This is a genomic window from Geodermatophilus sp. CPCC 205506 (assembly GCF_051383635.1).
Classification (GTDB): Bacteria; Actinomycetota; Actinomycetes; order Mycobacteriales; family Geodermatophilaceae; genus Geodermatophilus.
Map to the genome: position 1 here is coordinate 1 of NZ_JALPKP010000040.1, position 22,148 is coordinate 22,148.

The 22,148-nt window shown below is 75.1% G+C and carries 23 protein-coding genes and 1 tRNA gene; 11 read left to right on the forward strand and 13 right to left on the reverse strand.

Going from position 1 to position 22,148, the window contains the following annotated elements:
- From MY520_RS20370 to MY520_RS20380, 3 genes are all read right to left on the reverse strand, one after another.
- A partial coding sequence (locus MY520_RS20370; protein WP_436694397.1) for an ankyrin repeat domain-containing protein occupies positions 1-484 on the reverse strand: 484 nt, incomplete at its 3' end.
- A gap of 42 nt (positions 485-526) precedes the next feature.
- Positions 527-1,282 (reverse strand): ABC transporter permease, encoded by a 756-nt coding sequence (locus MY520_RS20375; RefSeq protein ID WP_436694398.1) that lies wholly within the window; start codon positions 1,280-1,282, stop codon positions 527-529.
- Entirely contained in the window at positions 1,279-2,178 is a 900-nt protein-coding gene (locus MY520_RS20380; RefSeq protein ID WP_436694449.1) for an ABC transporter ATP-binding protein, read from the reverse strand. The genes MY520_RS20375 and MY520_RS20380 overlap by 4 nt, the downstream gene beginning before the upstream one ends.
- Positions 2,179-2,393: 215 nt before the next feature.
- Here MY520_RS20380 and MY520_RS20385 point away from each other — a divergent pair, with 215 nt between their 5' ends.
- The 3 genes from MY520_RS20385 (at position 2,394) to MY520_RS20395 (ending at position 5,602) form a co-directional block, all read left to right on the forward strand.
- A complete protein-coding gene (locus MY520_RS20385) occupies positions 2,394-2,852 on the forward strand; it encodes a universal stress protein (RefSeq protein WP_436694399.1) in 459 nt (152 codons plus the stop codon).
- Between the two features lie 70 nt (positions 2,853-2,922).
- The gene (locus tag MY520_RS20390) at positions 2,923-3,942 is read left to right on the forward strand and encodes an adenylate/guanylate cyclase domain-containing protein (protein ID WP_436694450.1); all 1,020 of its coding nucleotides are present in this window, start codon (positions 2,923-2,925) and stop codon (positions 3,940-3,942) included.
- Between the two features lie 25 nt (positions 3,943-3,967).
- On the forward strand, positions 3,968-5,602 hold the full coding sequence (locus MY520_RS20395) for an ABC-F family ATP-binding cassette domain-containing protein (RefSeq protein ID WP_436694400.1): 1,635 nt from the start codon (positions 3,968-3,970) through the stop codon (positions 5,600-5,602).
- On the opposite strand, the gene MY520_RS20400 is transcribed toward MY520_RS20395, so the two are convergent.
- The 6 genes from MY520_RS20400 to MY520_RS20425 form a co-directional block, all read right to left on the reverse strand.
- Positions 5,592-6,341, reverse strand: a complete 750-nt coding sequence (locus MY520_RS20400) for a hypothetical protein (protein ID WP_436694401.1) — start codon at positions 6,339-6,341, stop codon at positions 5,592-5,594. The two genes, MY520_RS20395 and MY520_RS20400, sit on opposite strands and share 11 nt — an antisense overlap.
- 134 nt (positions 6,342-6,475) lie before the next feature.
- Positions 6,476-7,018 carry an N-acetyltransferase family protein gene (locus MY520_RS20405; protein ID WP_436694402.1) on the reverse strand — a complete coding sequence of 181 codons (543 nt, stop codon included), beginning with the start codon at positions 7,016-7,018 and terminating at the stop codon, positions 6,476-6,478.
- Positions 7,015-8,124, reverse strand: a complete 1,110-nt coding sequence (locus tag MY520_RS20410) for an alpha/beta fold hydrolase (RefSeq protein WP_436694403.1) — start codon at positions 8,122-8,124, stop codon at positions 7,015-7,017. Before MY520_RS20410 ends, MY520_RS20405 begins: the two co-directional genes overlap by 4 nt.
- A complete protein-coding gene (locus tag MY520_RS20415) occupies positions 8,045-8,431 on the reverse strand; it encodes a hypothetical protein (protein WP_436694404.1) in 387 nt (128 codons plus the stop codon). Before MY520_RS20415 ends, MY520_RS20410 begins: the two co-directional genes overlap by 80 nt.
- 29 nt (positions 8,432-8,460) lie before the next feature.
- Complete coding sequence (locus MY520_RS20420; RefSeq protein ID WP_436694405.1) at positions 8,461-9,660, reverse strand: acyl-CoA dehydrogenase family protein; 1,200 nt, start codon at positions 9,658-9,660, stop codon at positions 8,461-8,463.
- Positions 9,657-11,156, reverse strand: a complete 1,500-nt coding sequence (locus tag MY520_RS20425) for a long-chain-fatty-acid--CoA ligase (RefSeq protein WP_436694406.1) — start codon at positions 11,154-11,156, stop codon at positions 9,657-9,659. Before MY520_RS20425 ends, MY520_RS20420 begins: the two co-directional genes overlap by 4 nt.
- Before the next feature lie 141 nt (positions 11,157-11,297).
- Here MY520_RS20425 and MY520_RS20430 point away from each other — a divergent pair, with 141 nt between their 5' ends.
- Both MY520_RS20430 and MY520_RS20435 read left to right on the forward strand, forming a co-directional pair.
- Positions 11,298-12,062 carry an SDR family NAD(P)-dependent oxidoreductase gene (locus tag MY520_RS20430; RefSeq protein ID WP_436694407.1) on the forward strand — a complete coding sequence of 255 codons (765 nt, stop codon included), beginning with the start codon at positions 11,298-11,300 and terminating at the stop codon, positions 12,060-12,062.
- 32 nt (positions 12,063-12,094) lie between these two features.
- Positions 12,095-12,841, forward strand: a complete 747-nt coding sequence (locus tag MY520_RS20435; RefSeq protein ID WP_436694408.1) for a glycoside hydrolase family 16 protein — start codon at positions 12,095-12,097, stop codon at positions 12,839-12,841.
- Positions 12,842-12,848: 7 nt separating this feature from the next.
- Here MY520_RS20435 and MY520_RS20440 read toward each other — a convergent pair whose 3' ends face one another.
- Positions 12,849-13,250: a hypothetical protein gene (locus tag MY520_RS20440; RefSeq protein WP_436694409.1), complete on the reverse strand. Its 402-nt coding sequence runs from the start codon at positions 13,248-13,250 to the stop codon at positions 12,849-12,851.
- Between the two features lie 125 nt (positions 13,251-13,375).
- Between MY520_RS20440 and MY520_RS20445 the strand changes: the two genes are divergently transcribed.
- A complete protein-coding gene (locus MY520_RS20445; protein WP_436694410.1) occupies positions 13,376-13,783 on the forward strand; it encodes a RidA family protein in 408 nt (135 codons plus the stop codon).
- A 4-nt stretch (positions 13,784-13,787) separates the two neighbouring features.
- Here the strand turns inward: MY520_RS20445 and MY520_RS20450 are convergent.
- The 3 genes from MY520_RS20450 to MY520_RS20460 all read right to left on the reverse strand — a co-directional run bounded on the left by MY520_RS20450 (position 13,788) and on the right by MY520_RS20460 (position 15,353).
- A tRNA-Arg gene (locus tag MY520_RS20450) sits at positions 13,788-13,859 on the reverse strand.
- Positions 13,860-13,917: 58 nt separating this feature from the next.
- Positions 13,918-14,571 carry a DUF305 domain-containing protein gene (locus MY520_RS20455; protein ID WP_436694411.1) on the reverse strand — a complete coding sequence of 218 codons (654 nt, stop codon included), beginning with the start codon at positions 14,569-14,571 and terminating at the stop codon, positions 13,918-13,920.
- Positions 14,568-15,353 (reverse strand): DUF3105 domain-containing protein, encoded by a 786-nt coding sequence (locus MY520_RS20460; protein WP_436694412.1) that lies wholly within the window; start codon positions 15,351-15,353, stop codon positions 14,568-14,570. The genes MY520_RS20455 and MY520_RS20460 overlap by 4 nt, the downstream gene beginning before the upstream one ends.
- 209 nt (positions 15,354-15,562) lie before the next feature.
- On the opposite strand from MY520_RS20460, the gene argS reads away from it, so the two are divergent.
- The 5 genes from argS to thrB are packed head-to-tail and all read left to right on the forward strand — an operon-like array spanning position 15,563 to position 22,014.
- Complete coding sequence (argS, locus tag MY520_RS20465) at positions 15,563-17,224, forward strand: arginine--tRNA ligase (protein ID WP_436694413.1); 1,662 nt, start codon at positions 15,563-15,565, stop codon at positions 17,222-17,224.
- Positions 17,221-18,714 carry a diaminopimelate decarboxylase gene (gene lysA, locus MY520_RS20470; protein ID WP_436694414.1) on the forward strand — a complete coding sequence of 498 codons (1,494 nt, stop codon included), beginning with the start codon at positions 17,221-17,223 and terminating at the stop codon, positions 18,712-18,714. The genes argS and lysA overlap by 4 nt, the downstream gene beginning before the upstream one ends.
- Positions 18,711-20,006, forward strand: a complete 1,296-nt coding sequence (locus MY520_RS20475) for a homoserine dehydrogenase (protein ID WP_436694415.1) — start codon at positions 18,711-18,713, stop codon at positions 20,004-20,006. The genes lysA and MY520_RS20475 overlap by 4 nt, the downstream gene beginning before the upstream one ends.
- Positions 20,003-21,088, forward strand: coding sequence for a threonine synthase (thrC, locus tag MY520_RS20480; protein WP_436694416.1), 1,086 nt, complete (start codon positions 20,003-20,005; stop codon positions 21,086-21,088). The genes MY520_RS20475 and thrC overlap by 4 nt, the downstream gene beginning before the upstream one ends.
- Positions 21,085-22,014 carry a homoserine kinase gene (thrB, locus tag MY520_RS20485; RefSeq protein ID WP_436694417.1) on the forward strand — a complete coding sequence of 310 codons (930 nt, stop codon included), beginning with the start codon at positions 21,085-21,087 and terminating at the stop codon, positions 22,012-22,014. Before thrC ends, thrB begins: the two co-directional genes overlap by 4 nt.
- Positions 22,015-22,148: the final 134 nt, after the last annotated feature.

The window sequence follows — 22,148 nt, forward strand, 5'->3', positions numbered from 1 at the left end:
CCCCGGCGTCGGCGTCCGCGCCCCGGTCGAGCAGCGCGCGGGCGGCCCCGGCCGCACCGCCCGCGGCGGCCCACGTCAGCAGGTCCACGCCGGTGACCGGGTCGGCCAGCGGTGCGCCCGCGTCGAGCGCCGCGGCCAGCTGGTCGGCGTCGTCGAGGTAGGCCGCGCTCGGCGCGTCGACCGGGGCGCCGAGGCTCCGGAGGACGGCGACCAGGTCTGGTGCGGACTCCAGCGCGGTGTGCAGCGGCGTGCGGTGCTGCTCGGTGCGCGCGGCCGGGTCCGCGCCGGCGGCGACCAGCAGCCGGACGATCTCGGCCTGACCCTCGGCGACCGCGACGTGCAGCGGCGTCCAGCCGCCCTGTCCGTCCCGCTCCACGGTCGCCGACAGCAGCCGCGGCGACTGCTCGACGGCGGTGCGGACGGCGTCGACGTCACCCTGGGCGATCAGCCGGGCCAGCCGCGGGCCGGTCATGCGGGTGGTCATGGGGGATCCCCGTTTCCGTTCGGGACGTGCCGGGCGGCCGTGCTAGACGACGTCCCGCCGGACGGCGAGCAGGGTGCCCAGCAGGGCCGCCACCAGACCGTAACCGAGCAGCAGCAGCCCGCCCTGCCAGGGTTCGAGGAGCTCGGGACCCTGGAAGGTCGCCGTCATCGCCTCGAGCGCGCCGCCGGGCATCCACTTGTAGGCCCCGGCCGTGGCCGGGATCTGGCGGATGATCGGCTCGACCACGAACAGGTAGACCAGGCCGCCGACGATGGCGCCCACCTGGTTGCGCAGCAGCGCGCCGAGACCGACGCCGATGACGGCGTAGATGACCAGGGCCAGGCCGGCACCCGTCATGACCCGCAGGTTGTCCCCGGTCAGCGACGGTGCCGCCCCCCGGGCGCCGGCGTGGATCGCGACGACGAGGTAGTTCACCGCCAGCACCAGCAGAGCGAAGGGCACCGCCGCCAGCGCGTAGCCGATCAGCTTGGCGACGACGACGCGGCCGCGCCGGGGCGTCGTGAGGAAGGTCGGCGTGGCGGTGCGGTGCCGGTACTCCTGGGTCATCCCGATGATGCCGAGGATGAGGAACAGCACCGTGACGTTGGCCGCGGTGGCCAGCGCGAGCTCCTCGTAGGCCTCCGTGCCCACGGCGGGCAGGCCGCTCTCCGCGCCGCCGGCGAAGGCGGTGAAGAGGATCGCGAAGCCGGTCACCATGACGCAGGCGCCGAGCAGCAGCCCGATCCACACGCGCGTGGTGAACAGCTTGGTCCACTCGGCGCGGACGAGCGCGGTCATCGGGCAGCTCCCTGCGTGATCGTGTCGGTCGGAGCGGCGGCGAACTGCTCCTGGCCCGCGGTGAGCCGGAAGTACAGGTCCTCCAGGCCGCTGCTCTCGGCGCGCAGCTCGTGCAGCTCGATCCCGGCCGCGAACGCGCGGGCGCCGACGACGGCCGGCGTCGTCCCGGAGACGGTCACCAGCCCGTCGCCGCCCGGTGCGACCTCGAGGCCGGCGGATCCGAGGACCTCGACCAGCCGGGCGGCCTCGGGGCTGCGGGCGAGCACGGTCCCGGGGCCCTGGGCGCCGGCGTGCAGCTCGGCGATCGAGCCCTCGCGGACCAGCCGGCCGGCGCCGACGATGACCACGCGGTCGGCGGTGTGCTCCATCTCCGAGAGCAGGTGGCTGGAGACCAGCACGGTGCGGCCCTGCTCGTGGGCCAGGTGGCGGATGAACCCACGCAGCCACTGGATGCCCTCGGGGTCCAGGCCGTTGGCCGGCTCGTCGAGGACGAGCACCGCCGGGTCGCCCAGCAGCGCCGTCGCCAGCGCGAGACGCTGCCGCATGCCGAGGGAGTAGCCGCCCGCGCGGCGTCCGCCGGCGTCGGCCAGCCCGACCTGCACGAGGACGTCCTCCGCGCGGGAGAGCGGCAGCCCCGCCGCGCGGCAGTACACGCGCAGGTGGTTGCGGCCGGACCGGGCCGGGTGGAACGCCGTCTCGAGGACGGCGCCCACGGTGCGGACCGGCGCGGGCAGGGCCGTGTACGGGGCGCCGTTGAACGTCGCGGTGCCCGAGTCCGGCTGCTCCAGGCCCAGCAGCATGCGCATGGTCGTGGTCTTCCCGGCCCCGTTGGGCCCGAGGAAGCCGGTGACCGACCCGGGTTCGACGGTGAAGGTCAGGTCGTCGACGGCGCGCACGGCGCCGAAGGTCTTGGTGAGGCCGCGGACCTCGACCCGCACGGGGTCTCGGGGTGCGGTGCTGCCGGGGCGGATGGCGCTCTCCTGGGGTCGGCGGGGGCCTGACGACGGCTCCATCCAAGCGCACCCGGACGACGGTCCGGGAGTCCCGGCGGGCGTGGCGGCCGAGGGTGATCGCGCGCACAGCGGAGGCCCTGCCGGTAGGTTCCCGAGCCGTGAGCGCGTATCGCACGGTGGTCGTCGGGACCGACGGGTCGGAGTCATCCCTGCGGGCGGTGCGCCGCGCCGGCGCGCTGGCCGGGGCCTGTGGCGCGCGGCTGGTCCTCGTCTGCGCCTACCAGCCCCCGCGGGTCGACGAGCGCGAGCTCCAGGAGGCGCGCGAGGTCTTCGGTGACGACGCCTACCAGGTCATCGGCTCGGGCCCGGCCGAGTCCACGGTGCAGACCGCGGCCGAGCGTGCGCGGGAGGCCGGCGCCACCGACGTCTACCCGATCGCCGTCGTCGGCGCGCCGGTCGAGACGCTGCTCGACGTGTGCGCCCGCGAGCAGGCCGACCTCCTCGTGGTGGGCAACCGCGGGCTCAACAGCATCAAGGGCCGGTTGCTCGGGTCGGTGCCCTCCGACGTGACCCGCCGGTCCACGGTCGACGTGCTGGTCGTCCACACCACGGGCTGACCCCCTGCCGGGCACCGGAGCCGAGGACGCCGCCGCGGGTGCACCCGACGCCCGGGAGGCGCTCGAGCGGCTGCTCCTCGACGGCCCGGGCTGCTACACCCGGCTGCAGGTCGCCGAGCTGGCCGGCATGCCGCCGGAGCGGACGCAGCGGCTGTGGCGGGCGCTCGGCTTCCCCGACGCCGCCGACGACGAGGCGCTCTTCACCGACACCGACGTGCGGGCGCTGGGCACGCTCTCGGCGCTGATCGACTCCGGCTTCGTCGACCCCGAGACCGAGGCGTCGATCGCCCGGGCCATGGGCCAGTCGCTGTCCCGGCTGGCCGACTGGCAGACCGACATGCTCGCCGACCTGCTGACCCGGGACGCCGGCGGCGAGCAGGCGATCGACCCCGCGGAGGCGGTGCGGACCGCGCAGCGGCTCTTCCCGCTGCTGCGCGAGGTGCAGGACTACGTGTGGCGGCGTCACCTGGCCGCCAACGCCGACCGGCTGCTGGCCTCGGCCGGACCCGGCGACCGGCGCGAGCTCGCCGTCGGCTTCGCGGACCTCGTCGGCTACACCACCCGCAGCCGCGGCATGGGCGGGCGGGAGCTCGGCGAGATGGTCGAGGACTTCGAGAGCACCGCCAGCGAGGTGATCGCCCGCCACCACGGCCGGGTGGTGAAGACCGTGGGGGACGGCGTCCTCTACACCGCCGTCTCACCCATCGACGCCGTCGAGATCGGGCTGGAGCTCCCCGAGGCGTGGCAGGCCGCCGACCGCCCGCCGCTGCGGGTGGGTGCCGCGCACGGCACGGTGCTGACCCACCTCGGCGACGTCTACTCCCCGGTGGTCAACCTGGCCAGCCGGCTGACCTCGATCGCCCGGCCGTCGGCCCTGCTGGTCGACCGCGAGCTGGCCCGGCACCTGCGCGGCCTGCCGCGGTACCGGGTCCGCCCGCTGAACCGGGTCTCCGTCCGCGGGTACGACCAGCTGCAGCCGTGGCTGGTCCGCCGCCGTCCTCCCGGCGGGGAGGACAACGCCCTGGAGGGCATGCTCGACGAGATGGCCGACGAGGTCCTCGCCGCCCCGGAGGACGGCGAGCAGCCCTGACAGGGGCCGGTGAGAGGCTGAACCCGTGCCCGCCACCCTCGTCGCCCGCGGGCTGGCCGCCGGCCACGGCGCCCGCGTCCTGTTCTCCGACCTCGACCTCGTCGTCGCGCCCGGTGACGTCGTCGGGCTGGTCGGGGTGAACGGCGCGGGGAAGTCCACCCTCCTGCGCACGCTGGCCGGCGAGCTGCCGGCCGAGTCCGGGGAGGTGACGGTCAGCCCGCCGACGGCAACTCTCGGGTACCTGCCGCAGGAGCACGAGCGGCGCCCCGGGGAGTCGGTGCGCGACGCCCTGGCCCGCCGCACCGGGGTGACCGCGGCCCACGCCGCACTGGACGCGGCCACGTCCGCGCTCACCGCCGGGCTCGATGGGGCCGGCGACGCCTACGGCGACGCCCTCGAGCACTGGCTGGCGCTCGGCGGCGCCGACCTGGACGAGCGCGCGGAGCAGGTGGTGGCCGAGGTGGCACCCGGCGTCGCGCTCGACGCCGCCATGACCGGGCTCTCCGGCGGGCAGGCCGCCCGGGTCGGGCTGGCGGCGCTGCTGCTGTCGCGCTACGACGTCCTGCTGCTCGACGAGCCGACCAACGACCTCGACCTGGCGGGCCTGGAGCAGCTGGAGCGGTTCGTCACCGACGCCCGCGGCGGGATCGTCGTGGTCAGCCACGACCGCGAGTTCCTCGCCCGCACGGTGACCCGGGTGGTCGAGCTGGACCTCGCCCAGCAGCTGGTGCGGGTGCACGATGGCGGCTACGAGGCCTACCTCGTCGAGCGGGAGGTCGCCCGCCGGCACGCCCGCGAGGAGTACGAGGAGTACGCCGACACCCGATCGGGGCTCGAGGCGCGGGCCCGGACGCAGCGCTCCTGGATGGACAAGGGGCTGCGCAACGCCGTCCGCAAGCAGAAGGACCCGGACAAGCACGTCAAGAACTTCCAGCGGCAGACCTCGGAGAAGCAGGCGGCCAAGGCCCGGCAGACCGAGCGGCGGATCGAGCGGCTCGAGGAGGTGGAGGAACCGCGCAAGGAGTGGGAGCTGCGGATGGAGATCGCCGCGGCGCCGCGCGCCGGTGCGGTGGTCGCCACCCTGTCCGGCGCCGTCGTCCGGCGCGGCGGCTTCACGCTCGGGCCGGTCGACCTGCAGGTCGACTGGGGCGACCGGGTGGCGATCACCGGGCCCAACGGCGCCGGCAAGTCCACCCTGCTGGCCGCCCTCCTCGGGCGGGTGCCGCTCGACGCGGGGCGGCACTCGCTGGGGCCGGCGGTGCGGATCGGCGAGGTGGACCAGGCGCGCCGGGCGTTCCTGGGGTCGGAGGGGCTGCTGGCCGCGTTCTCGGCGGAGGTGCCCGACCGGCCGACCGCGGAGGTGCGCACCCTGCTGGCCAAGTTCGGGCTGACCGCCGAGCACGTGCTCCGGCCCGCCGACACGCTCTCGCCGGGGGAGCGCACCCGCGCGGGGCTGGCCCTGCTGCAGGCGCGCGGCGTCAACGTGCTGGTGCTCGACGAGCCCACCAACCACCTGGACCTGCCGGCCATCGAGCAGCTGGAGCAGGCGCTGGCCGGCTACCGCGGCACGCTGCTGCTGGTCACGCACGACCGCCGGATGCTGGCCGCGGTGGAGACCACCCGCCGGCTCGCCGTCGACGGCGGCCGGGTCACCGGGTAGCGGGACCTCTCGCCGGCTCGCGGCGGGCCCCTCCAGCGAGGCCGGTCGCCGGGGCGGGCGACGGCGCCTCGAGGACGGCGGCCACCGCGTACTCGGCCAGCGTCGCGAGCTCCTCGGCCGTCGCGGCGGCCGAGGAGAGCGCCGGCAGCAGGTGCACCTCCACGACCACGCCCGCGGCGGCGCCCAGCCAGCGGAGGGTGGCGACCGTCGAGCGGGTCGCCGGCGGGTCGCCCGCGCCGCGGTAGCGCAGCGCCACCGGGCAGACGGGGGCGCCGGTCTCCGCCGCCGCGGCGAACAGCGCGGGGGAGAAGCGGCCGAGCGCGGCGGCCCCGGTCGGCTGCTCCTCGGGGCGGACGACGACCGGCATCCCGCGGCGCAGCGCGGTCGCGACGCGGGCGGAGACCGGGGCGACGGCGGGCACGGGCACCCCGGCGATCCGGTCGCGGTGTCCCGCGACCAGGACCCCGGGCAGCGCCGTCTGCAGGACCAGCGGGTCCAGCGCGGAGACGGCGTTGGCGACCAGCAGCAGTCCCGGGTCGCGGCCGGCGCGGGGCCACGGCGCCGACGGTGCGCGAACCGCCACCCGGACCCCCAGGCCGGTGAGCACCCGGGAGGCGCCGCACACCGCCCGGCGCCGGGAACTGCCGACGGCGGGGCGCAGCCGCTCGGTGGCGACGAGGGCGCCGGTGCGCAGCCAGCGGGCGGAGGCGGGGGGCGGGGGCACGGACGGTCGGGACACCGGGACCTCCAGGGTCACCCGGGCCCGGGTGGGCCCGTGGGGACCGAGCGTGACCGGCGGAGATGGCCGGGCGATGACACCGAGGCGACGGTGCCGGGACGTTCCGGGGTGGGCGCTCCGCGCCGGTTGCCGGCTCAGCCGTCGCCGAGCGCGTCGGCGAGGCCGACCGCGCTCATCCCGGCCCAGGTGTCGCGGACGTGGTGCGCCAGCACCAGCAGGTCCCGCAGCTCCCCGTCGCGGTCGCGGATGTGGTCGACCAGCAGCGCCTCGCCGGTGAAGCCCAGGTCGGTGAAGAGCGCGAGCGCCGCGCCCTGCTCGGCGACCACCTCGACCACCAGCTTGGTCAGCCCCTCCTCGAGGCCCTGCACCATCGCGTGCCGGGCCAGCTCGCGGCCCTGGCCGCTGCCGCGCGCGCCGGGCGCCACGACCAGCCGGAGCTCGCCGACGTGGTCCGACCAGCCGGGCAGCCGCAGCACCGCGACGTACCCGGTGACCCGCCCGTCGCCGTCCAGGGCCACCCACCGCCGGACGCCGGGGGCGCCGGCCGTCCACCCCCGCACCACGTCGGGGTCGGTGACGTCCTCGCGGATGAAGGTGCGGTCGCCCTCGGGGAGGTCGGCGAAGAAGCGCAGCAGCGCGTCGCAGTGCGCGTCGGTCACCTCGACGACGTCGCTCACCGGGCGGCCTCCTCGGCGGTCGCGTCCAGCGGTTCGCTGCGCCGCCGGAGGAAGTCGATGATCTGCGGCACCGTCGTGCGGGCCGCCGTCCGCCCGACCACCAGGCCCATGTGCCCGGCCGACAGCCGCAGCTCGTGCTTGTCCGGCGAGCCGACCAGGTCGATCAGCGGCGCGGTCGCCTCGGGCGGGACGATGTGGTCGCGGTCGGCTCGGACGGTGAGGAACGGCACGCGGATGTCGGCCAGGTGGATCCGGTCCCCGCTCACCGCCAGCCGGTCGGTGACCATCCCGTTGTCCCGCACCAGCATCCGCACCGTCTCCTCCGCCGCCGCCCCGGGGAAGGGCACGTGGTCGTCCGACCAGCCGGTCATGGCCTGGTAGGCGGAGACGTACTCGTCGTTCCAGAGCCGCTCCCACAGGGTCACGTAGCGGGTGACCTCGGAGGTCGGGGTCAGCGCGCGGAAGCCCTGGACGACGACCCGCGGCGGCACGTTGCCGTTCGCGTCGAGCACCGCGGCGACCTCCAGGCCGCCCACCCGGAACAGGTCGGCCAGCGGGCCCATGTGCCGGAAGTCGACCGGCGTGGCGAGCACGGTGAGGCTGCGCAGCGGGGCGTCGGGGTGGTGCGCGGCGTACAGCAGGGTGAGGTTCCCGCCGAAGCAGTAGCCGAACAGGTTGACCTCGCCGGCGCCGGAGAGCTCCAGCACCCGATGCACCGCGGCCGGGATGTAGTCGTCGACGTAGTCCTCGAGGGTGTTGGCCGCGTCCCGCTCGTCCGGTTCCCCCCAGTCGAGCAGGTAGACGTCGAACCCCGCGCCCAGGAGCTGCTCGACGAAGCTGTTGCCCGGCGTGAGGTCCAGGACGTAGCTGCGGCTGACCAGGCTGAACACGATCAGCAGCGGCGGGCTGTGCCGCACGTCGTCGTTGCGGTAGTGCCACAGCTGGGTGCGGCCGCGCTGCCAGACGACGTCCTTCGGGGTCAGCCCGACCCCGGGCCGGTCGACCCCGCTGACCAGCTTCAGCCCGTTACGGGCGCGCAGGGCGTTGCGTTCGACGTCGCGACGGACGCGGTCGAGGATCGTCTGCGGACGAGGCGCTGTCGGCATGGCTCTCCTCGGTCGTGCGTCGTCGCTCCGCCTCGAGTTGCAGGGTCAGCCGCCGGATCTCCCGGTCGAGCGCCCCCACCTGGGCCCGCAGCCGGCTGACGTCGGTGCCGGCGGGCAGGTTCAGCAGGTGCCACGCGCGGGTGGTCACGTCCCGCGCGGAGTCGCGGGCCAGCGTGGTGGCCCGGCGCAGCAGCGCGGCGCCGATCGAGAAGGTGTCGGTGCGGACGAACTCCTCGGCGCGCGGGGTCACCCGGCGCTCGGCGGCGTCGAAGGCCTGCCGCCACAGCGGCGGGCGTGCGTCGGCCACGGTTCCTCCTCGGGTCGGCGGGTGCGGGCTCAGGTGAAGGCGCTGACCCCGGTGATGTCGCGGCCGACGATGAGCGTCTGCACCGTCTCGGTGCCCTCGAAGGTGTGGATCGCCTCGATGTCGGCCATGTGCCGGATGACGTGGTTCTGCAGCAGGATCCCGTTGCCGCCGAGCAGGTCGCGGGCCTCGGCGAGGATCTCGCGGGCGGTCCGCGTGTTGTGCATCTTGGCCAGCCCCGCGACGGTCGGGGAGAGCCGGCCGGCCTCGGCCAGCCGGCCGATCTGCATGCAGTACAGCTGCATCCCGGTGAGCGCGGCGAGCATCCGCACCAGCCGCTCCTGCACGATCTGGAAGCTGACCAGCGGCTTGCCGAACTGCTTGCGCTCGCGTGTGTAGGCAAGCGCCGTCTCGTAGCCGGCGGTGGCGTGCCCCAGGGCCATCCACGCACAGGCGCCGCGGGTGGTGGCCAGCACCCGGCCGGTGTCGGCGAAACTGTGCGCCTCCTGCAGCCGGTCGGCCTCGGGCACCCGGACGCCGCTCAGCTCGATCTCGGCCTGCCAGACCGCGCGCAGCGACATCTTCCCGGTGATGACCGTCGCCTCGTACCCCTCGGCCGGCGTCTGGACGACGAAGCCCTTGACCTGTCCGTCGGCGACGTCCCGCGCCCACACGACCACCAGGTCGGCCAGCGACCCGTTGCCGATCCAGCGCTTCGAGCCGTCCAGCACCCAGGTGTCGCCCTCCCGGCGGGCGGTGGTCTCCAGCGCGACGGAGTCCGACCCGTGGTGCGGCTCGGTGAGCGCGAACGCGCCGAGCTTGTCCAGCGTCGACATCTGCGGCAGCCAGCGGTCCTTCTGCTCCGCCGAGCCGCACATCTCGATCGACTGCATCGCCAGCCCGGCGTGCACGCCGAGGAAGGTGCCCAGGCTGCCGTCGCCGCGGTGCAGCTCCATCTGCACCAGGCCCGCGGCCATGGGGCTCATCCCCGCAGCGCCGTGGCCGGTGATGCTGCCGCCGACGATGCCCAGCTCGGGCAGCCGGCGGATCAGCGGCCACGGCACCTCCGCGCGCTCCCAGTAGTCGCCGGCGACCGGCAGCACCTCGCTGTCCACGAAGCGCCGCACGGCGAGGAACTTCTCCCACTGTTCCTCGGTGAACTGGTCGCGCACCGAGAAGAAGTCGGTGCCGAGGGCCTCGCCCAGGTGGCTGGTGTCCAACTGCTGCGTCACTGACCGACCTCCGTGGGGACCTCGACGGCGCGGCGCAGGATCTTGCCGGTGGGCCCCTTGGGGAGGCTGTCGACCAGCCAGACGTGCCGCGGGTACTTGTAGGCGGCGACCCGCTCCTTCACCCAGGCCTGCAGCTCGGCCGGGTCGGCCTGTGTGCCGGGCTTGAGCGCGACGGCGGCGGCGACCTCCTCACCCAGTTCCGCGTGCGGGACGCCGATGCAGGCGGCCTCGGCGACCGCCGGGTGCTCGTAGAGCGCCTCCTCGATCTCCCGCGGGTACACGTTGTAGCCCCCGCGGATGATCATCTCCTTCTTCCGGTCGACGATCGCGTAGTAGCCGTCGGCGTCCCGGCGGGCGAGGTCGCCGGTGCGGAACCAGCCGTCCGGGATGGCCTTCGCCGTCTCCTCGGGGCGGTTCCAGTACCCCTTCATGACGTTCTCGCCGCGGATCGCGATCTCGCCGACGTCGCCCTCGCGGACGTCGCGGCCCTCGTCGTCGACCAGGCGCATCTCCACGCCGCGGATCGGCGTGCCGATCGTGCCGGGCTTCCGCTCCGCGTGCGGGTGGTTGAACGAGGCGACCGGCGAGGTCTCCGACAGGCCGTAGCCCTCCAGGACGATGCAGCTGAACGCCTCCTCGAAGCCGCGCATCACCTCCACCGGCATCGCCGACCCGCCCGAGACGCACAGCCGCAGGCTGGAGACGTCGTACCGGTCGCGGTCGGGGGAGTGCAGCATCGCCGAGAACATCGTCGGCACCCCCTCGAAGACGGTCACCCGGTCCCGCTCGACGATCGACAGCGCCTTGGCACCGTCGAACCGCGGCAGCAGGGTCAGGCACGACCCCGCGAGGACGCCGGCGTTGAGGGCGCAGGTCAGGCCGAAGACGTGGAACAGCGGCAGGCAGCCCATGATCACGTCGTCCGGGGAGCCCTCGAGCAGCGTCTCCTGCGTCGTCCGGGCGTTGCCGCGCAGGTTGGCGTGGGTGAGCTCGGCGCCCTTGGGCGGGCCGGTGGTCCCCGAGGTGTAGAGGATCACCGCGGCGTCCCCGTCGGCGCGGTCCACGACGTCGCCGTCGGGGGTGCCGGTCAGCGCGTCCCCGGTCCCGGTCGGCCCCACGGCCACCGCGTCCACACCGACCGCGCCGGCGGCCTCGGTGGCCGCCTCGGCCACCGAGTCGAGCGCGACCACGATCCGGGCGCCGGAGTCGCGCAGGTAGTACTCGACCTCGCGCGCCTTGAGCAGCGGGTTCATCGGGACGACGGCGGCACCGGCCATGAGGGCGCCGTAGAAGACGACCGGGAAGCTCACGACGTTGGGCAGCACCATCCCCACCCGGTCGCCGGGCTGCACCCCGCGGGCCCGCAGCCCGGCGGCGACCCGCGTCGCGTCCTCCCGGAACCGGTCGTAGGTGAGGACGGCGTCGTCCATCCGCAGTGCCGGGCGGTCGCCGTGCGCCGCCGCGGTGTCCACCAGGTGCTGGGCCAGGTTCGTCATGGGGCTGCCACCTCTGCTGGGGGCTGGGAGCCGACCCCTACCCGGCCGCGGGGTGGTCCACCCCTCACTTGGGGTCGCGGTGGCGGCCGGGCCTCGCGGGCGACAGGCTCGCGGGCACCGACACCGACGACGGGAGCGACAGTGGCAGGCATCCTCGACATGTTCCGGCTCGACGGCCGGGTGGCGATCGTGACGGGGGCCTCCTCCGGCCTGGGCGCGGTCTTCGCCCAGGCGCTCGCCGAGGCCGGCTGCGACGTCGCACTCGGTGCCCGTCGCGAGGACCGGCTGGCCGGCACCCGGGAGGCGGTCGAGGCCGCGGGCCGGCGGGCGATCCCGGTGCGCACCGACGTCGCCCGGCCCGAGGACTGCCAGGGCCTGGTCGACGCCGCGATGGCCGAGTTCGGCAAGGTCGACGTGCTGGTCAACAACGCCGGGGTCGGCACCGCCGTCCCGGCCACCCGGGAGACCCCCGAGCAGTTCCGCGACGTCATCGACGTCAACCTCAACGGCTGCTACTGGATGGCCCAGGCCTGCGGGCGGGTCATGCAGCCGGGCAGCTCCATCGTCAACGTCTCGAGCATCCTCGGGCTGACGACGGCGGGGCTGCCGCAGGCGGCGTACGCGGCGAGCAAGGCCGGCCTGATCGGGCTGACCCGCGACCTGGCGCAGCAGTGGACCGGCCGCAAGGGCATCCGGGTCAACGCGCTCGCGCCCGGGTTCTTCGAGTCGGAGATGACCGACCAGTACCCGGAGGGGTACATCGAGTCGCAGTTGTCCCGGGTGCTCGTCGGGCGCAAGGGCGACCCCCGCGAGCTGGCCGCGGCGCTGGTGTTCCTGGTCAGCGACGCCGGGGGCTACGTCACCGGCACGACGCTGCCGGTCGAGGGCGGGCTGCTGACCAGCTGACGGCGTCGGCGGCCGGCCCTACGCTGCCGGCCGTGCGCGAGGAGCTGGACGAGCGCTTCCCGGGGGAGTCGCTCGACACCGACGTGTGGTTCCCCCACTACCTGCCGCACTGGAGCTCGCGGGCGGCGTCCGCGGCGACGTGGCGGGTGGCCGACGGGGAGCTGCACCTGACCATCCCCGCCGACCAGCCGCTCTGGTGCCCGGACCTGCACGAGGAGCCGCTGCGGGTGTCCTGCCTGCAGACCGGCAGCAGCGTGGGTCAGCAGCCGTTCGCCGAGGGCCTCGTGGTGCGGGAGGAGCACGCTCCGTTCTGGGGCTACACCCCGCGGTACGGGCACCTCGAGGTGCGGATGCGGGCGCGGATCACGGGCCGGTCCATGGTCGCGTTCTGGCTCTCCGGCATCGAGGACCGGCCGGAGCACTCGGGGGAGATCTGCGTGGCCGAGGTCTTCGGGGACACCGTCCGCGACGGGACCGCGGCGGTCGGGACCGGCCTGCACCGGTTCCGGGACCCGCGGCTGACCGAGGACTTCGGCGCCGAGCGGCTGCCCGTCGACGTTGCGCGGTTCCACACCTACGCCGTCGACTGGGCGCCCGGGTCGCTGGTGTTCAGCGTCGACGGCGACGTCGTCCGCCGGGTCGGCCAGGCGCCCGACTACCCGGTGCAGCTGATGCTGGGCGTCTTCGACTTCCCCGGCCGCGCGGATCCCGGAGACCCGGCGGTCCCGGTCCCCGAGCTGGTGGTGTCCTCGGTCGTGGGACGCCCCCTGCCGGCCTGACGCCGGGTCAGCCGGCGCACTCCTCCACCCGGCAGGTGCAGGCGACGACCCGGTCGGCGTCGGGATCCGGTTCCGGGAGCGCCGCGGCACCGCCGCTGACCAGCGGGCCCGGCCGGCGGGGCACCCGGTCGCCGGTGCCCCCGCCGCGGTGCGGGTACACGAGGACGCCGTTCACCGGGTCGGGCGCGGCGTCCAGCGCGGCGCCGACGACGGGGGACTGCCGGAAGGCGTCCCGCTGCCGCTCCTCGGGGAAGGCGAACTCGAGCACGACACCCCACCGGTGCTCGTGCTCGTCCCAGAAGGCGGCGCCGCCGGCCAGCGCCGCCTCGACGAGCCGGTCGTGCCACCCGCGCGCCCACCCGGCGGCCGCCGTGGCGCCGTCGAACACCTCGAACGTGACCCAGTTCACAACGCGGGGGACGCTACGCCGACCGGGGTGCGGAGACGAGACCCGCGGGGCGGCGGCCGTTCCTGTCGGTGGCCCGTGCTGTCCTCCTCGCACCCGCTCCACCCGACCACCGCGAGGAGACCCCCGTGCCCGTCGACATCGTCGATCCCGAAGGTCTGCCGAGGTCCGAGCAGTACGCGCAGGTGGGCGTCGCCACCGGCACGCGCACCGTCTACCTGTCCGGTCAGGTGGCCCGGGACGCCGACGGGCGCCCGGTGGGTGCCGGTGACCTCGCGGCGCAGACCGAGCAGGCGCTGATCAACGTCGTCACCGCGCTGCGCGGGGTGGGGGCGGAGTACTCCGACGTCGCCAAGCTGACGATCTACGTCGTCGACTGGTCGCCGGAGAAGATGGCCGACCTCGGCGCCGGCGCCGGGCGGGCCGCGCAGCGGCTGGGCGTCGACCCGCGGCGGCCCACGACGCTCGTCGGGGTGGCGGCGCTGGCCGAGCCGGACCTGCTGATCGAGGTGGAGGCCATCGCGGTGCTGGACTGAAGGGTGCCCCCGGCAGGATTCGAACCTGCGCACCCGCCTCCGGAGGGCGGTGCTCTATCCCCTGAGCTACGGGGGCTCTGCGGTGGGGCAGGGAGAAACCTACCAGCCCCGCGCGGCAGCCCTGACGGCGGCCGTCACGGCGCGGGCAGGGGCGTTCCTCCGCGGGCGGTCAGCATCCGCTCCATCGTCGTCACCTCGGCGGCCTGCGTCTCGGCGATCGTGCCCGCCAGCGTCGCCACCGCAGGTTGGGTGGCGTGCTCGGCGGCGTACTCGGCCATCTCCCGGCCGCCCTGGTGGTGCCGGATCATCAGCCGCAGGAACTGGACGTCGAACTCCGTGCCGGTCAGAGAGCGCAGCTGGGCCAGCTCCTCGTCGGTCGCCATCCCGGGCATGAGCTCGCCGGCCGTCCCGTGGCCGGTGTGCCCGGTCGCGGGAGCCATCCAGGCCATCGTCTCGCCGCCGGTCGGGGGCAGCCCCCACAACGACAGCCAGCCCTGCATCCGGCCGGTCTGGTTCGTCTGGGTCGCGGAGATGTCGAAGGCCAGCCGGCGCACCTCGGGGTCGGCGCTGAGGTCGAGGGCGAGGTTGGCCATCTCCACGCCCTGCAGGTGGTGGCGCGACATGTCCCGGGCGAACCCGGCGTCCACCGAGTCGGCGCCGGGCACCGGGTCGCCCCGGCCGATGCCGAGGGCCACGGCGAGGCCGCCGCCGAGCAGCACCAGCCCGACGGCGATGACCGCGAGCAGGGCCGTCCGCAGCCCGCGTCCGGGGCCCCCGGCGGGGGTCACGGGGCGCCGGTCTCGGCCCCGGCCTCCGGCGTGGTCGGGGCGTCGGTCGTCATCGACGCGCTGCCGCGGCTGACGTCGTCGACGGTGAGCGGGGCGCTGATGAACTGCGGGTTCTCGCAGCTGGCCCCGGGCTCCGGGAAGAACTCCTGGTTGTAGGTCAGGAAGTCGGCGAACTGCGTCAGCCGCACGTCCTCGACGGAGTCCACCTTCAGCTGGTGGTTCCAGGACTGGATGCTGACGGGGGAGTCCTGGCCCGCGTAGGGGGACAGCATCCGGCCGGACTCGTCGGCCAGCTCGGCCAGCGTGGCGATCTCGTCCTCGGAGAGCGCGTCCGGGTCGTAGGTGATCCAGACGGCGCCGTGCTCGAGGCTGTGGACGGCGTTCTCGTGCCGGATGTCGACGTCGTAGACGGTGCCGGTGCAGTCGGCCCACTCGCCGTCGTGCGGCCCCCCCACCGGCGGCGACTGCTCGTACTGGACGGGGGTGGTCACGTGCTCCTGGCCCGCGGCGTACTCGAAGGTCGCGACCCCGGCGATCTCGTCGACCGAGTCGATCCGGCCCTCCTCCGCCTGGTTCACCTGCACCACCGCGTAGGTGATGACGGCGGCGGCGAACACCACCACGGCGACCGCTCCGGCGATGAGGCCCCAGGGGCGCTGCTGGCTGACGACGTTGGTCACCGGCGGGCGGGTGCGCCCCTTGGTGCCGGCGGCCGGTCGGCCGCCCGGCTTGCCGGACCCGCCGCGCGCGCGGCCGTCCTGGGGCTTACCGTCCTTGGCCACGGACTGTCTCCTCGTGCACCAGATGCTCGCGGGACCGCGCCGCGCCTGGTGGGGGCCCGGGAGCCCACGCACGCGCTGGTCCGGGGACGGGCCCGCTGCCCTCCCCGGGTGGCCAGTCTAGGGCGGCTGCCTGGCAGGGCCCTGGCAGCGGCGTGCCGCGTCGGGGGCGGGGGACCGGGCATGCGCACCGCGCTGCGTACGATCACGCGGTGACACCGGAGCAGTTGCGCGACGTCGTCCGGACCGCCGTGGCCGCCGCCGTCGACCGCGGCGAGCTGCCCGTCGACGTGCCCGCGGACGTCCTCGTCGAGCGTCCCAAGAACGCCGAGCACGGCGACTACGCCACCAACGTCGCCCTCCGGCTGGCCAAGCCCGCCGGCCGGCCGCCGCGCGCGGTCGCCGAGGTGTTGGCCGCCGAGCTGCGGGCCCACGCGGGGATCGCCGCGGTCGACATCGCCGGCCCCGGCTTCCTCAACATCACCCTCGCCGAGGGCGCGCTCGGCCGGATCGCGGTCGAGGCGGTGACCGCGGGCGAGGCGTACGGCCGCACCGGCGCCCTCGCCGGCCAGCGGCTGAACCTGGAGTTCGTCTCGGCCAACCCGACCGGCCCCGTGCACATCGGCGGCAGCCGGTGGGCGGCGGTCGGCGACGCGATCGGCCGGCTGCTGGAGGCCAGCGGCGCCGAGGTGACCCGCGAGTACTACATCAACGACGCCGGCGCGCAGATCGACCGCTTCGCCCGGAGCCTGGCGGCCGCCGCGAACGGCCGGCCGGTGCCGGAGGACGGCTACGGGGGCACCTACATCGCCGACATCGCCTCGCAGGTCGTCGCGCTCGAGCCCGACGTGACCGGCCGGGACGACGCCGAGCAGCTGGCCGTCTTCCGGGACCGCGGCGTCGCGCTGATGCTCGAGGAGATCCGCCGGTCGATGGAGGACTTCGGCGCCGCCTTCGACGTCTGGTTCAGCGAGAAGTCGCTGTACGACTCGGGCGCGGTGGAGAAGGCGCTGGCCCGGCTGCGCGAGCAGGGCCACGTCTACGAGGCCGGCGGTGCGGTCTGGCTGCGGACGACGGACTTCGGCGACGACAAGGACCGCGTCCTGGTCAAGGCCGACGGCGAGACGACCTACTTCGCCTCGGACTGCGCCTACTACCTGGACAAGCGCGGCCGCGGTTTCGACCGGGTCGTGATCATGCTGGGCGCCGACCACTCCGGCTACGTCGGCCGGTACAAGGCGCTGGTCGCCGCGGCCGGTGATGACCCCGACGAGCACCTCGAGATCCTCATCGGCCAGCTGGTCAACCTGCTGCAGGGCGGCGAGCCGGTGCGGATGAGCAAGCGCGCCGGCACGATCGTGCTGCTGTCGGACCTGGTCGACGCGATCGGCGTCGACGCCGCCCGCTACGCGCTGGCACGCGCCTCGGTCGACCAGCAGATCGACATCGACGTCGACCTGTGGAGCCGGCGGACCAACGACAACCCGGTCTTCTACGTGCAGTACGCGCACGCCCGGATCTCCTCGGTGCTGCGCAACGGCGCCGACCTCGGTCTCGCCCTCGGCGGGCCCGGCGACGTCGACGCGGCGCAGCTGACCCACGACCGGGAGAACGACCTGCTGCGGGCGATCGGCGAGTTCCCGCGGGTGGTGTCCGCGGCAGCCGAGCTGCGCGCCCCGCACCGGGTGGCCCGCTACCTGGAGGAGCTGGCCGGCACCTACCACCGGTTCTACGACAACTGCCGGGTGCTGCCGCGCGGCGACGAGGAGCCGACCGCGCTGACCACCGCCCGGCTGTGGCTGTGCGCGGCCACCGCCGTCGTGCTGCGCAACGGCCTCGGCGTCCTCGGCGTCAGCGCCCCGGAGCGGATGTGAGGGCGCACCCGGCCGGGCCGCTGCACGGCACGATCGCCCCGCCGACGGCGGCCGGCGCGCCCCCGGCCGACCTCGGCGCGCTCGTCCCGCACGTCTGGCCGCGGACGGCGACGCGGGTCGGCGGGGAGCTGCACCTCGGAGGCCGGCCGGTCACCGAGCTGGCCCGCGCCCACGGGACGCCGCTGTTCGTGCTCGACGAGGCCGACTTCCGCGGCCGCGCCGCCGACTTCGCCGCCGCGTTCGACGGCGCCGACGTGCACTACGCGTCCAAGGCGTTCCTGTGCGGGCAGGTGGCCCGCTGGATCGCCGACGACGGCCTGCACCTGGACGCCTGCTCCGGCAACGAGCTGGCCCTCGCGCTGGCCGCCGGCTTCCCGGCCGAGCGCATCTCGCTGCACGGCAACAACAAGTCGCTGGTCGAGCTGCGGCTGGCCGTCGACGCCGGCATCGGGCACGTCGTCCTCGACTCCTTCGACGAGATCGAGCGGCTGCTGCCCCTGGCCGCGGCGCGGGTCGCCGCGGGCGGCAGCCCCGTGCCGGTGCTCATCCGCGCGACGGTCGGCATCGAGGCGCACACCCACGAGTTCATCGCCACGGCCCACGAGGACCAGAAGTTCGGCTTCTCGCTGGCCACCGGCGACGCGCTGACCGCCGCGGTGCGGGTGATCCGCGAGCCGGCGCTGCGGCTGACCGGCCTGCACAGCCACATCGGCTCGCAGATCTTCGACACGGCCGGCTTCGAGGCCGCCGCCCACCGCGTGGTCGGGCTGATGGGCCAGGTCTCGCAGGCCACCGGCCAGGTGCTCGAGGAGCTCAACCTCGGCGGCGGGTTCGGCATCGCCTACCTCGCCGACGACGACCCGGTCAGCCCGGCCGACGTCGCCCGGCGGCTGGTCGCCGTGGTCGAGGCCGAGTGCGCGATGGCCGGGCTGCCGGTGCCGCGGCTGGCCGTCGAGCCCGGCCGGGCCGTCGCCGGTCCGGGCACCGTCACGCTCTACGAGATCGGCACGATCAAGCCGGTCCGGCTCGGTGCCAGCGGAGCGCCCGGCACCCCGCTCGTGCGCAACTACGTGTCGGTCGACGGCGGGATGAGCGACAACATCCGCACCGCCCTCTACGACGCCGCCTACACCTGCGTGCTGGCCAACCGCGTCTCCGACGCCCCGCCCGCGCTGTGCCGCGTGGTGGGCAAGCACTGCGAGAGCGGCGACGTCCTGGTCCGCGACCTCTGGCTGCCCGCCGACGTCCAGCCCGGTGACCTGCTCGCCGTCGCCGCGACCGGCGCCTACTGCTGGTCGATGGCGAGCAACTACAACTACCTGCTCAAGCCGCCGGTGGTCGCCGTGCGGGACGGCGTCGCCACGGAGATCGTCCGTCGGCAGACACTGGCGGACGTGTTCGCCCTCGACGCCGTCCTCGCCGACGTGCCCGCACCCTCGCCGGCGATCGACCAGCCCGCACCCGAGCACCCCGCCGGAGCCCGCTCGTGAACACCGCCCCACTGAAGGTCGCCCTGCTCGGCTGCGGCACCGTCGGCAGCGCCGTGCTGCGGCTGCTCGAGGAGCAGGCCGGCGACCTCGCCGCGCGCATCGGCCGGCCGGTCGAGGTCGCCGGGGTCGCCGTCCGCCGTCCCGACCGGCACCCCGACGTCCCCGCCGAGCTGCTCACCACGGACGCCGCGGCCCTGGTGACCCGGCCGGACGTCGACCTCGTCGTCGAGGTGATCGGCGGGATCGAGCCGGCCCGCGCGCTGCTCATGGCCGCCGTCGAGGCGGGCAAGTCGGTGGTCAGCGCGAACAAGGCGCTGCTGGCCGACGACGGCACCGCGCTGCACCGGGCGGCCGCCAAGGCCGGGGTGGATCTGTACTACGAGGCCGCGGTCGCCGGGGCCATCCCGCTGCTGCGCCCGCTGCGCGAGTCGCTGGCCGGCGACCAGCTGCGCCGGGTGGTCGGCATCGTCAACGGGACGACCAACTACATCCTGTCCCGCATGGCCGAGACCGGGCACGGGTTCACCGAGGCCCTGGCCGAGGCCACCGAGCTCGGCTACGCCGAGGCCGACCCGACCGCCGACGTCGACGGCTTCGACGCCGCCGCCAAGGCCGCCATCCTCGCCTCGCTGGCCTTCCACACCGAGGTCACCGCGGCCGACGTCCACCGCGAGGGCATCTCCGCGGTCACCGCGACCGACGTGGCCCGGGCGGCGGAGATCGGCTGCACGGTGAAGCTGCTGGCCATCTGCGAGCGGGTCCCGGGCGAGGGCGGGGACTCCGTCGCCGTCCGCGTGCACCCGGCGATGATCCCGACGACGCACCCGCTGGCCGCCGTCGGCGGGGCGTTCAACGCCGTGTTCGTCGAGGCGGAGGCGGCCGGCCAGCTGATGTTCTACGGCCAGGGCGCCGGCGGGGAGCCGACCGCCAGCGCCGTCCTCGGCGACCTGGTCGCCGTCGCCCGCAACCGGGTGACCGGCGTGGCGGGCCCCGGGGTCACCACCTACGCGGGGCTGCCGGTCCGGTCGATCGACGAGACGCCCACCCGCTACCACGTCAGCCTGGACGTCGCGGACAAGCCCGGCGTGCTGGCGACCGTGGCGCAGGAGTTCGCGTGGCACGGCGTCAGCATCGCGACGGTGCGCCAGGACGGGCACGGCGAGGCCGCCACGCTGGTGATCGTGACCCACAGCGCCCCGGACGCCGCGCTCTCGGCGACGGTGGCCGCGCTGCGGGAGATGCCGGCCGTCCGCGCCGTCACCAGCACCATGCGTGTGGAAGGACTCTCATGACGACCGACCTGCCCGTGCGGGGTGCCGTCTCGCCGTACTGGCCCGGCCTGATCGAGGCCTACCGCTCGCGGCTGCCGGTCAGCGAGAGCACGCCGGTGATCACGCTGCAGGAGGGCGCCACCCCGCTGGTGCCCGCCCGCGAGCTGTCCCGCCGCACCGGCTGCGAGGTCTACCTCAAGGTCGAGGGCGCCAACCCGACCGGGTCGTTCAAGGACCGCGGGATGACGTTGGCCATCACCAAGGCCGTCGAGGAGGGCTCGCAGGCGGTCATCTGCGCCTCGACCGGCAACACCAGCGCCAGCGCGGCCGCGTACGCCGCCCGCGCCGGCCTGGTCTGCGCCGTCCTCGTGCCGCAGGGGAAGATCGCGCTCGGCAAGCTGGCCCAGGCGCTGGTCCACGGCGCGAAGCTGCTGCAGGTCGACGGCAACTTCGACGACTGCCTGGCGCTGGCCAGCAAGCTGGCGATCGACTACCCGGTCAGCCTGGTCAACAGCGTCAACCAGTTCCGCATCGAGGGGCAGAAGACCGCCTCCTTCGAGATCGTCGACGTGCTCGGCGACGCCCCCGACATCCACTGCCTGCCGGTCGGCAACGCCGGCAACATCACCGCGTACTGGCAGGGCTACCGCGAGTACGCCGCGGACGGCACCGCGTCACGCACGCCGCGGATGTGGGGCTTCCAGGCCGCGGGCGCGGCCCCGATCGTCAGCGGTCAGGTCGTCGAGCACCCGCAGACCATCGCCACGGCCATCCGCATCGGCAACCCGGCGTCCTGGACCAAGGCGCTGGCCGCCCGCGACGAGTCCGGGGGGCTGATCGACGCGGTCACCGACCGGGCGATCCTGGCCGCCTACCGCCTGCTGGCCCGCAGCGAGGCGGTCTTCGTCGAGCCGGCGTCGGCCGCCTCGGTCGCGGGGCTGCTGCAGGTGGCCGAGGCCGGCGGCCTGGAGCCCGGGCAGCGGGTGGTGTGCACGGTGACCGGCAACGGCCTCAAGGACCCGGAGTGGGCGATCTCCGGCGCGCCGGCCCCGGTGACCGTCCCCGTCGACGCCGGCGTGGCCGCCGCGAAGCTCGGGCTGTGACCGCCATCGCGCGGGTGCGGGTGCCCGCGACCAGCGCGAACCTCGGCCCCGCGTTCGACTGCGCCGGCCTGGCCCTGGCCTGCCACGACGTCCTCGAGTTCGCCGTCACGACCGCGGGCCTGAGCGTCGAGGTCTCCGGCGTCGGGGCCGGCCAGCTGCCCACGGGCGAGTCCCACCTGGTGGTGCGCGCCTTCCGCGCGGCCTGCGCCGAGCTGGGCTGGACGCCGTCCGGCCTGCGCGTCGTCGCGGAGAACGGCATCCCGCAGGGGCGGGGGATGGGGTCCTCGGCCGCGGCCGTGGTCGCCGGGGTCGTCGGCGCCTGGGCACTGTGCCCCGACGTCGCCGAGATCGACCGCAGTGCCGTCCTGCGCCTGGTGACCGAACTGGAGGGGCACCCCGACAACGTCGCGCCGTGCCTGTACGGCGGGGCGACGCTGTCGTGGACGACCGACCGCGGCCCGGTCGCCGACCGGCTGCCGGTCGACCCCTCCATCGCGCCGATCGTGCTGGTGCCCGAGGCGACGCTGTCGACCCACGTGGCCCGCAGCCTGTTGCCGGAGCTGGTCCCGCACGCCGATGCCGCCTTCAACGCCGCCCGCGCGGCGCTGCTCGTGCACGCGCTGACCGCCGAGCCGGCGCTGCTGCTCGACGCCACCGAGGACCGGCTGCACCAGCGGCAGCGCGCCGCGGCCATGCCCGACACCCTGGCCCTCCTCGACCGGCTGCGGGCCGCCGGCCACGCCGCCGTGGTCTCCGGCGCTGGGCCGAGCGTGCTGGTGCTCGCCCGGCGGACGACGGGGGAGGAGCTGCCCGCGCTGCGCGAGGTGGCCGATCTCACCCCTGCGGGGTGGAAGGTGCGTCCGCTGGACGTCGACGCGGGCGGCGCCTGCGTCGTGAACGGCGCAGTTCAGGTATCGTCTCGGTAACGGGGAACACACCGGTACCCACCAGTGTTGTCGTGGTCGTGAGCGCGGTTTAGGCTCACGACGTAGCCGCCCTCTCGGGCGAGCCTCGCGCGGGGCGTTGCAGACCGAAGAGATTCCGTCGCCGCAGATTCCGC